General features: G+C 57.6%; 1 protein-coding gene. It reads right to left on the reverse strand.

Features of this window, described 5'->3' with window-relative positions; translation table 11 throughout:
• A partial coding sequence (locus tag ACNPAA_RS21090; RefSeq protein WP_417892001.1) for an IS1634 family transposase occupies positions 1-458 on the reverse strand: 458 nt, incomplete at both ends.

Here is a 458-nt window from a genome sequence, read left to right on the forward strand (position 1 = left end):
GTATAAACGGGTTCACCTACCACTTCGGCATCCAGTTGCAGCAGCATCAAGCTGGCGGTAAAACAGCTCAACTCAGCTTGGGCATCCGCCTCACAAGCAAAGCGTCGGGCACACAATTTGGCGAAGGCTTTGAGCTCGCGGGTACTGTCTTTGAGCAGGTTTTTGGCCAATGTCTGCTGCTCGCGGTGGCTGGCTTGTTCGCTGCGCACCAGCAACCAACGTTGCGCGACCCCGGCATAATTCGCGTGTTGCCAACGGCCATGATAGCCATTGCCCAGAGCGGTCAGCGGTTGTGCACCTATGGTTGCCACGGCCTGCTTTGCCTCATTGAGAGTGACGGGCACCCGGGTCACAAATAGTTGCTGCTGTTGCGCCAGTAATTGCAAGGTATCGGCGCAGTACAGTGCGGCATCGCCGACCAGATAACGGCACTCCTGCGCGGCCTTGAGACTGCTCAA

The organism is Aeromonas sp. PS2Canimalfood6, assembly GCF_048276795.1.
GTDB lineage: Bacteria > Pseudomonadota > Gammaproteobacteria > Enterobacterales > Aeromonadaceae > Aeromonas > Aeromonas caviae.